A 10,220-nucleotide genomic window follows, 5' to 3' on the forward strand; every position below is an offset into this window, starting at 1 on the left:
GAACTTGGTCACTTAAAAACCGTTTCTCAGCCTAAGAAATGCGGGCGTAGATCACGAAAAACCCGTTGTCAGTTCCAATTGGAAAATGTGTGGTAAATTGATTGGGTACTAAGCAATCAAACAAACGGTTTTGGCGAACCGTTTACTACAACAAGATTCATCAGAACATCGAACGGGGAATTGTTATGATATCACCAGATGCCAAGATCAAGATACAAAATTTTGGTCGTTTTCTGTCAAACATGGTAATGCCAAACATCGGCGCGTTTATCGCGTGGGGCTTTATCACTGCTCTATTTATCCCAACTGGATGGCTACCAAACGAAACGTTAGCCTCTATGGTTGGCCCAATGATTACCTACTTGCTGCCACTACTTATCGGTTACACCGGTGGTAAATTAGTTGGTGGCGATCGTGGTGCGGTAGTCGGTGCAATCACAACAATGGGTGTGATTGTCGGCACAGACATCCCAATGTTTATGGGGGCAATGATGGTCGGCCCAATGGGCGGCTGGGCTATCAAGAAATTCGATAACTACATCGATGGTAAAGTAAAAAGTGGCTTCGAGATGCTGGTTAACAACTTCTCTGCGGGCATCATCGGCATGCTATGTGCGATCCTTGCTTTCATCTTTATCGGTCCATTCGTAAAAATTCTTTCTGGTGGCTTGGCGGCCGGCGTTAACTTCCTAGTTTCTGCTCACCTACTACCACTGACTTCAATCTTCGTTGAACCTGCGAAGATCCTTTTCCTAAACAATGCGATCAACCACGGTATTTTCTCTCCACTGGGTATCCAGCAAGCGTCTGAAACAGGTCAGTCGATCTTCTTCCTAATCGAAGCAAACCCAGGTCCTGGTCTAGGTATCCTGCTAGCTTACATGGTGTTTGGTAAAGGTACGGCTCGTCAAACTGCAGGTGGTGCATCAATCATCCACTTCTTCGGCGGTATCCACGAGATTTACTTCCCATACATCCTAATGAACCCTCGCCTAATCCTTGCGGCTATCGCAGGTGGCATGACTGGCGTATTCGTTCTAACTATCTTTAACGCAGGTATCGTTTCTCCAGCATCACCAGGTTCAATCTTTGCAATCTTGTTGATGACTCAGAAAGGCTCAATCGTTGGTGTTCTAGCGTCTATCGCAGCAGCAACAGGCGTGTCATTCGCCGTAGCAGCACTGCTAATGAAGACTCAAACGTCAACAGAAGAAGACGGTGATGAAGCAGCACTAGAAAAAGCAACATCACAAATGAAAGACATGAAATCTGCATCTAAAAACGATGCGGTGGTAAACAGCCAAAGCAAAGGTGACGTAGACCTAGCGACAGTACAAAGCATCATTGTCGCTTGTGATGCGGGCATGGGCTCGAGTGCAATGGGCGCGAGCATGCTACGCAAAAAGGTTCAAGACGCAGGTCTGAACATCCACGTAACCAACCTTGCCATTAACAGCTTACCAGAGAGTGCAGATATCGTGATTACTCATAAAGACTTAACGGATCGTGCACGTAAGCATGCTCCAAACGCACACCACATTTCATTGACTAACTTCCTAGACAGCGAGATGTACAACCAGCTAGTCACCAAACTACTAGCAGCGCAAAACCAATCCGCAGCCAATGACGACCAAATGGTAAAAGTTTCGCTCGTGGCAGCAAACGACGACAACTTCGAGCCACAGCAAACGTCGGTGTTCCAAATCCAGCGTGAAAACATTCACCTAGGTTTGAAAGCTGCCAACAAAGAAGAAGCGATTCGCTTCGCGGGCAACAAGTTGGTCGAACTTGGCTACGCAGAACCAGAATACGTAGACGCGATGTTTGAGCGTGAAGCATTGGTTCCAACTTACCTAGGCGAATCTATCGCAGTACCTCACGGTACGGTAGAAGCGAAAGACCGCGTGAAGAAAACTGGCATTGTAATCTGCCAATACCCATCGGGTATCCAATTTACTGAAGACGACGATGATGTAGCGAAACTGGTTATCGGCATTGCCGCTAAGAACGATGAGCACATTCAGGTGATTACCACCATTACGAACGCGCTCGATGAGCCGGAGGCAATTGAGAAGCTAACCAGCACCAACGATGTGGAAGAGATTCTAAACATCCTTGGCGGTCAACAAGCGGCTTAATTACCCCTTTAATTTGCTCCTGAGGCAAATGAGGTCAGCTGTCACCCCCTATGCGGTTGGCCTCCCCCTAGTTTCGTAAGTCAACATTTTAGACATTGGTAGGTAAGAATTATGAAAAACGCAGTTCATTTTGGCGCAGGTAACATTGGTCGTGGCTTCATCGGTAAACTATTAGCAGATGCAGAAGTCGAGGTCACATTTGCAGATGTAGACGCTCCACTCGTCGACCAACTGAGTCACAAGCAAGAATACAAAGTAAAAGTGGTCGGTACGGAATGCCAGATTGACACCGTAACCCACGTCACCGCTGTTAACTCCGCCAGCGAAGATGTCATCGATCGCATTGTAAAAACTGACTTGGTAACAACTGCCGTAGGTCCCAACGTACTGGACATCATTGCAAAAACCATCGCGACCGGCATTGCAAAGCGCTTTGCGGCAGGCAACGAAAAACCGTTGAACATCATCGCGTGCGAAAACATGGTTCGTGGCACGACTCACCTAAAAGGTGAAGTGTACAAACATTTGGATGAATCATTACACGCGAAAGCAGACGAGCTAGTTGGCTTCGTCGACTCCGCAGTGGACCGCATCGTACCACCAGCAGAAGCCGCGAACGATGACCCACTAGAAGTCACGGTAGAGAGTTTTAGTGAATGGATTGTGGATGAACAGCAATTCAAAGGTGAAATCCCTGATATCGCAGGCATGGAAAGAACCAACAACCTAATGGCATTCGTAGAACGCAAGCTATTCACTCTCAATACAGGCCATTGCATTACCGCTTACCTAGGTTGCTTGAAAGGCCATCGTACCATTCGTGAAGCAATTGAAGACCCAAGCATTCACGCTGAAGTAAAACAGGCGATGCAAGAGAGTGGTGAAGTGCTGATCAAACGTTACGGCTTCGACCGTGACATGCACAACGCCTACATCGAGAAGATTTTAGGACGCTTTGCCAACCCATACTTAGTGGATGAGGTGGATCGCGTAGGTCGTCAACCAATTCGAAAATTGGGTGCAAACGATAGATTAGTGAAGCCTTTACTCGGTACAATTGAGTATGGCACTGAAAATCAAACACTTTTGAAAGGCATTGCCGCTGCGTTGAAGTACACTAACGACACTGACCCACAAGCCGTAGAGCTACAAAACTCATTAAAAGAAGTGGGTGTGAAGAAGACGCTAGCGACATACACAGGTCTTGCAGAAGACAGTGCTGAAGTGGCTCAAATCGAGACACTTTACAACCAACTTTGATTTACCTAGGGGAGCTCGGCTCCCCTTCTATGTCCTTCTCTGCTTGAAGAGTTGGGATAGCTAATAATTAGAAATGTATTCAGTATATGGCAGATAACATCAACGAAACCGAGATCATTGAGCGATTAAACAGCGCACCATCGGTACGAGGCTTTTTCATTGCAGCAGTCGACGTTTTTAACGATTCGATCGACGGGTTGGTGCAAAGAATCTTTCGTAAAGATAACTTCGCTGTTCAATCGGTTGTCGGTCCGCTGCTACAAGACTCTGGACCGCTGGGCGATCTGTCTGTTCGTTTGAAGTTATTGTTTGGCTTGGGAGTGCTCCCCGATGACATTTACCACGACATCGAAGACATCATCAAACTCAAAAACCAACTCAATAGTGACGCTTCAGATTACGAATTCACTGACCCGAATATTCTAGAACCAATTAAGAAACTGCACTTGGTGAAGAAAATGGGCATGGTACAACTGGAAGTCAGCGAACCAGATGACGACATCGACCTTGAGTTTTATCAGCTACAACTGCAACGTCAACAACAAATCATTAAGTCAGGGCTCTCACTTGCCATTGTCGAGATTTGCAATGAGCTCGGCAAAGACAGCCCTTTTTAATCGAAAAACTGGCACGGAAGCCTCCTCAACTCGCCCCTCTTTTTGCACATTCTTCTATACAACGTGCGTGAAAGCCATCACAGTCCATATTCCGATGTCTCTGTAACATCAGACCAATCTATCGCTAGTATTGAAACGGGATCGCATGCTTTCAATCGAAGACACTAAAACTAAGTGGGAGTTTTTCCAGAAACACCACTGGGTATCTCCAGAATTTTCCCGCACTCCCGTCCTCGAGTCGTGGGAGCGTTGCATAAAGCAATGCAGCCCTTACACCTGGTCAAAACCACATATTGCCTCTGGATTTACCTTCTCATCTCTAATGAAGCGCAACGAACATCTCATCGAATGCGCCACGACCGTACTTGAAGACACTTACGACATGCTAGGGGACGAAGACCTGGTATTGATGGTAACCGATGGCAACGGCTGTATTCTCTCCACCGTCGGGCACGACTCTATGCGACAAGAGATGCAAACGCTCGGCATAAAACAAGGCTGTTTTCTCTCCGAAGGAAAGATAGGCACAAATGCAGTCAATCTCTGTATCAACACTCATATCCCGTGTGAAGTTTTCGCAGCAGAACATTTTAATCGCCACTTACATCCTTATGCCTCTGTAGCTGCGCCTGTTTTCGACCAGTTTGGCAAGTTACGCGGTACAACATGCCTTTTCAGAAAAGCGGAAAGCTATAAGAAAGAAGACTTAGTCATCATCGCGTCGAGCGCGAAAGAAGTCAGCTTGCAAATCCACATTCAGTCGGAACAAGAAAACATGAACCGCCTCACTTGTGCGCATAACGCAACGTTAGAGTGCATGGATGACGGCCTTATGGCCTGGGATGAAGAAAGCCGTATAACCATGGTAAATCACCAATCAGAGCGCTTGTTAAACATTGAAGCCAGTCAGGTCTTGGATAAAGAAGTCTTTTCTGTTTTACGCTTCCCACCGAATGTCCTTACTAGTATTGAGTCAGGTGCGAGCATAAACCGTAAACTCACAACGGTAGAGGTTCGTGGCGAGTTTGTTGAAGCGATCATCACCTTGCGTCCACTCAACGACGGCACACACTTATTGTTCTTGCACCCTATCGATAAAATTCGCGAACTTGCTCAACAACAAATAGGTGGCAGTGCGCGCTATACGTTCAGCACTTTGCCTGTCATTTCACGAAAAATGAAGCATGTCATTACCGTTGCAAAACGGGCCATAAAGTCCAAATCACCGATTCTAATTACGGGTGAAGAAGGTGTAGGAAAAGCCACTCTCGCCATGGCGATTCATAACGAAAGCACCTACAAAGAAGGGCCATTCATTACGCTCAACTGTCGCTCCATCAATACAGAGCAACTGGTCAAAGAAACCTTGGGATACGACGAGGGGCAAGGCATGCCTTCAAAGTTTGAGCTCGCCCATGGCGGTACGCTCTTTTTAGAAAAGGTGGAATATCTGTCGCCCGATTTACAAGCCGTGCTACTTAAGTTGTTAAAAACTGGGCTCGTCAGCCGCAGCGACAGTTTGCGATTGATCCCCGTAGACTTTCAACTTATTACCAGCACCGCTTCAGAGATCAGCGAGTATGTCACTCAGCGCTCATTTGGTCGGCAACTTTATTATGAAATCTCCTCGAACGAGCTGCATATTCCGCCACTACGAAAGCGTAAAGAAGACATTGAATTTCTCGTCCAGCAGCTTATCAGCCATTATGAACGCCGCCACAATGTGACGATCTCGATAGAGCCAGTCGCACTGGAAGCGTTGATGAATTTTCGTTGGTCAGGCAACAACTCTGAATTAAGAAACCGAACTGAGCGAATTTTGCTGAACCGCAGTTCCAACTTAATCAAGCTGAACGATATTCCTGAAGACATTAAACTGAATTCTCGCCATACCGCAGAAAATACGCCAGTAATCACGTTAGAAGAAGCCGAGAGAAGAGCTATCGTTCAGGCTTGGAATCAGTGTGATGGCAAAATGCATGATATGGCGAAAGCATTGCAAATTGGCCGCACGACCTTATGGAGAAAAATTAATAAGTTTGGGCTGCAGGAGCAAATGAAGCTGTATTAAGTCGTGAATTGGCGTTCCTATAACAAAAGTAAAACCGGCGTAAGCACGCCGGTACAGATGTACTAACGATAAGGTATCGATTAAACATCGACAGACAACTGACGAATCTGCGCTTTTAGTCCCGGTAGCAGACTCGAACTGGCGCTGAATTTTCGCAACCCCACGCGAAGCAATGTTTCTGTGGCATTTGGATCGCCAGCCATCTCACCACACATACTAACCGGTATGCCCGCGCGACCGCCGGCTGCACACGTGAGCTCAATGGCTTTTAGTACCGATGGTTCAAAGTAGTTCACCAATTCAGCAACAGCGGCGTTACCTCGATCGGCGGCCATAACATATTGAGTCAAATCATTGGTGCCGATAGAGAAAAAGTCGACTTCTTGGGCTAACGCATCAGCATTTAAGACCGCGGCTGGCACCTCAATCATAATACCAACGGGCAAATGAGTCGCATCCAAGCCGAGTTGGTTTGCTTGATGCGCCAACAGCGCTTTTACTTTTCTCACTTCTTCAACCTGAGCCACCATCGGTATCATCAATTGAATATTCGGTTGCTCGTGAAAGGCTCTCAGAATGGCTCGAAGTTGAGCGGTAAACAATGACTCATGTTGAAGGCACAACCGCACCCCTCTCAAACCTAAAAATGGATTATCTTCCGCTGGCATAGGATAAGCGGCTAAAGGCTTATCACCGCCAACATCTAGACTACGAATCGTAAGTGGCTTATCACCAAGTGCGGCGGCAATATCACGATACACTTGGTATTGCGCTTCCTCAGTCGGCAACTCATCACTGTTTTGAAATAGAAACTCAGTCCGGAATAGACCAACGCCCTCAGCTCCTGATGTTAGTGCATCATCAATATCTTTCGGTCCACCAATATTGGCGAATACTGGAATATGGACACCATCACAGGTGACTGCGACTTGCTGAGCACTCGCTAGTGCACGTTGTCGGATTCTTTGCCACTCAATTTGCTGAGCTTCTAATTCCTGCTGTACGGCATCTGAAGGACAGAACCATAAATGCCCTCGGAAGCCATCAATAGTCACCACTTGACTAGCGCGCACAGCATCAAGGCAGCCCTGAGCTTTAACGATGGCAGGAATCCCCATCGCACGAGCAAGAATCGCACTGTGAGAGGTTTTCCCTCCCTCACTCAAACAGATACCAAGCACTTTCGATTTATCAAGCCCGGCCACATCAGAAGGCATCAGGTCGCGGGCCAACAAAATACTCGGTTCCTGAATGTCGATGGCATTAGGCGTTACGCCTGTCATTTCGACCATAACTTGGCGTGCTATATCATGCACATCTGCTTCGCGTTCCCGCATGTACTGACTTTCTGCCTGGCGAAACTCTTCGGCCAACGTTTGCAGTGATTCTACCCAAGCTTGCTCGGCTATCATGCCCGTTTGAATTCGCGACTCGACCGATGCCCATAATTCTGGGTCACTGAGCATCATGCTATGAGCGGAAAATATTTCCCCTTTCGGCTGCTTCGCTTGCTCCTGCAAGTGTTGAAAAACCACGCCTATCGCACGCTTAACCCGTTCAATTTCATCTTGTTCACTTTGGAAATCACGTTCAGGCACAGCTGGCATTTCATGAGTAAAAAGGACAGCAGGAGCAGTAGCGATACCGTCATTGACTCGAATACCAACAACAGCACCTTCAATCTGACTTGAGGCCATGCCATCGAGCAGAGTATCCGAGCTTTCTTCAGGTTCGACAATGCCTTGCTCAACCGCCTCTTTTTCTCCGAAGTGCTCACTAGCTAAGGCTTCAAATGCCTTGATTGCTTCACTGGATTGAGAGCCGAGTGCGCACAGCGTGATCGTCTCTTGGCTACGAACGCCAAGTTTCGCAATGCTGTTCAAGCTTTTCGCGTTCACACGGCGCTCGCCTTTTTTCAACCATAATTGGCAGTCAAAAGGCGCGAGTGCACCAACAATGGCCGCAGCGGGACGAGCATGTAATCCATGCGGATTTTGCACTACCCAATCAAATGTCCGTTCTTGCTCAAAGTTCTCTGATACTGGCGCTATCTCAGCGGATGTTAGTGGCTGATCACCAAGATGCTCTCGTTTTACGCTTAACGCATTCTGTGCCTCTTCGACTACCGTCGATAAAGGTAGCCCGGCAGCAGCAGCGACCGACGCCGCCATGGTCCCTTCAACAATAGGTGCCGAGATAAGGGTGACATTTTCCCTCACATGATCATCAATCAGATCCAGAGCCATTTCCGTGCTAAGCAACGCGCTGCCAAGATCCATCAACACAACAACCCCTTGTTGATCTTGTACCTGCTCAATCGCTTCCATCACGGCAATGGCATCGGTTCCGATCGGGTTCTCTGGATCATCAATCCCAGCAGCAATCGCAAGCTTGGCTTTGCCTTGCGTCATTTGGGTGGCAAGTTCTGCCACCCCTTCTGCAAGTCGACGACTATGAGATACAACTACAATTCCCACCATCTTAATTACCTGCTATTGCCTGCTGTAGTGCTTTAATCATTAACAAAGAAGAGGTTGCACCGGGGTCTTGGTGGCCAATACTGCGTTCACCTAAATAGCTTGCTCGCCCTTTTTTCGCCAACATTTCAATCGTGGCAACCGCGCTCGTTTCTGCTAGCTCAACCATTTCATTCAGTAAGTGATCGGCGCTCATGCCATTTTCTAACGACGCCTTCACGCTAACTAAAACGGGTAACCAAACATCACACATGGTTTTATCACCCAGTTCCGCTTTACCACGAGACACCACGCCATCCACACCGCTTTTTAGTGCATCCACCAACTCTTCAAACGTTAATTGCTCTCGGGCTCCGACAGCGGCGGCCGTGCGAATAAACAGCGTGCCATACAGAGGGCCACTTGCCCCACCGACACTAGAAAGCAAGGTCATGCCCGTATTCTTGAGAATGCTGCCGATATTTTGGTCCGCAAATTGCGGCAGTTTTTCCGCGACTTTTTTAAAGCCACGGTTCATATTGAGACCGTGGTCTGCGTCACCAATATCACGATCAAGGTCGGTCAAAAAATCTTGATTCTCTTGATACGTTTTTGCACATAACTCTAGCCAGTGAACGATATGTTGTTTTTCAATTTGCATGTTTGCTCCCCCCTGTTACCACTTGATCGCGGCCGTATCGACAGGAGCATCAAACAGCTCCAACATCTCTTTGTCTGCCTTCAGCAACGTAATCGAAACGCCTTCCATATCGAGTGACGTACAGAAGTTACCAACCATATTACGCACGATACGGAACCCTGCTTGCTCGCAGTTATGAGCCAGACGGCGGTACACTCCGTAAAGCTCTGAAGTTGGCGTACCACCCATACCATTCACCATCACGATGTAGTTGTGTTCAGCGGCGAAAGGCTCAATGCTGGATTCCACTTCATCCCATTCACCTTCGTCACGATTCCAAATACGCAATGTGCGCTGATAAGGTGTGTTTTCAGCAACTTCAGCAAACATTTCATCCACTAACGTATCGACATCGGTGTATTTCACTCGCTTGATACCTGGTTCACCATGGATACCAACACCAAACTCAACTTCATCATCTTCCAGAACAAAAGATGGTTTACCTGCTGCGGGTACAACACAAGCGTTAAGCGCCACGCCAAATGAACGACAGTGGTTATTAACGCGACGAGCCAGTGCTTCACATTGCTCCAACGAATAACCTTTGCTCGCGGCAGCCCCAACTAACTTTTCAACCAATACCGTTCCAGCGACGCCACGGCGACCAGCGGTATACAGGCTGTCTTTGACTGCAACATCGTCATCCACCAACACCGACCCAACTTTGATGCCATCGGTATGAAGCAGCTCCACAGCCGTTTCAAAGTTCAACACATCGCCGGTGTAGTTTTTAATGATAAACAGCACGCCCTCACCGGTATTCACTTGGTTACCACATTCGTACATTTGATCAGGTGTAGGTGAAGTAAATACCTCTCCTGGGCAGGCGCCTGTCAGCATGCCTTTACCAATAAAACCTGCGTGCAAAGGTTCATGACCACAGCCACCACCAGAAACCAATGCCACTTGCCCCGGCGTTTCCTCATGCCACATGTAACGAGGTTCGTAGTTCGCTTTTAGCTCTGGGCGAGATAAAGC

At 47.7% G+C, this 10,220-nt stretch carries 7 protein-coding genes; 4 read left to right on the top strand and 3 right to left on the bottom strand.

All coding sequences use genetic code 11. From position 1 onward, the window contains the following. Window positions 1-185: 185 nt before the first annotated feature. The 4 genes from CAG68_RS14390 to dhaR all read left to right on the top strand — a co-directional run bounded on the left by CAG68_RS14390 (window position 186) and on the right by dhaR (window position 6,086). A complete protein-coding gene (locus CAG68_RS14390) occupies window positions 186-2,138 on the top strand; it encodes a PTS mannitol transporter subunit IICBA (protein WP_005379710.1) in 1,953 nt (650 codons plus the stop codon). Between the two features lie 111 nt (window positions 2,139-2,249). Then, window positions 2,250-3,398, top strand: a complete 1,149-nt coding sequence (locus CAG68_RS14395; RefSeq protein ID WP_086046516.1) for a mannitol-1-phosphate 5-dehydrogenase — start codon at window positions 2,250-2,252, stop codon at window positions 3,396-3,398. Between the two features lie 86 nt (window positions 3,399-3,484). Further along, window positions 3,485-4,015, top strand: a complete 531-nt coding sequence (locus CAG68_RS14400; protein WP_005379708.1) for an MltR family transcriptional regulator — start codon at window positions 3,485-3,487, stop codon at window positions 4,013-4,015. 145 nt (window positions 4,016-4,160) lie between these two features. After that, a complete protein-coding gene (gene dhaR / locus CAG68_RS14405; RefSeq protein WP_086046515.1) occupies window positions 4,161-6,086 on the top strand; it encodes a dihydroxyacetone kinase operon transcriptional regulator DhaR in 1,926 nt (641 codons plus the stop codon). Between the two features lie 80 nt (window positions 6,087-6,166). On the opposite strand, the gene ptsP is transcribed toward dhaR, so the two are convergent. The 3 genes from ptsP to dhaK form a co-directional block, all read right to left on the bottom strand. Continuing rightward, the gene (gene ptsP / locus CAG68_RS14410; RefSeq protein ID WP_086046514.1) at window positions 6,167-8,566 is read right to left on the bottom strand and encodes a phosphoenolpyruvate--protein phosphotransferase; all 2,400 of its coding nucleotides are present in this window, start codon (window positions 8,564-8,566) and stop codon (window positions 6,167-6,169) included. A 1-nt stretch (window position 8,567) separates the two neighbouring features. Next, the gene (dhaL, locus tag CAG68_RS14415) at window positions 8,568-9,203 is read right to left on the bottom strand and encodes a dihydroxyacetone kinase subunit DhaL (RefSeq protein WP_085569668.1); all 636 of its coding nucleotides are present in this window, start codon (window positions 9,201-9,203) and stop codon (window positions 8,568-8,570) included. Between the two features lie 15 nt (window positions 9,204-9,218). After that, window positions 9,219-10,220: dihydroxyacetone kinase subunit DhaK (dhaK, locus tag CAG68_RS14420; RefSeq protein WP_161441304.1), on the bottom strand; the 1,002-nt coding region annotated here is incomplete at its 5' end.

It is taken from the genome of Vibrio sp. V42_P2S4T144 (genome assembly GCF_009904715.1).
GTDB classification, from domain to species: domain Bacteria; phylum Pseudomonadota; class Gammaproteobacteria; order Enterobacterales; family Vibrionaceae; genus Vibrio; species Vibrio alginolyticus.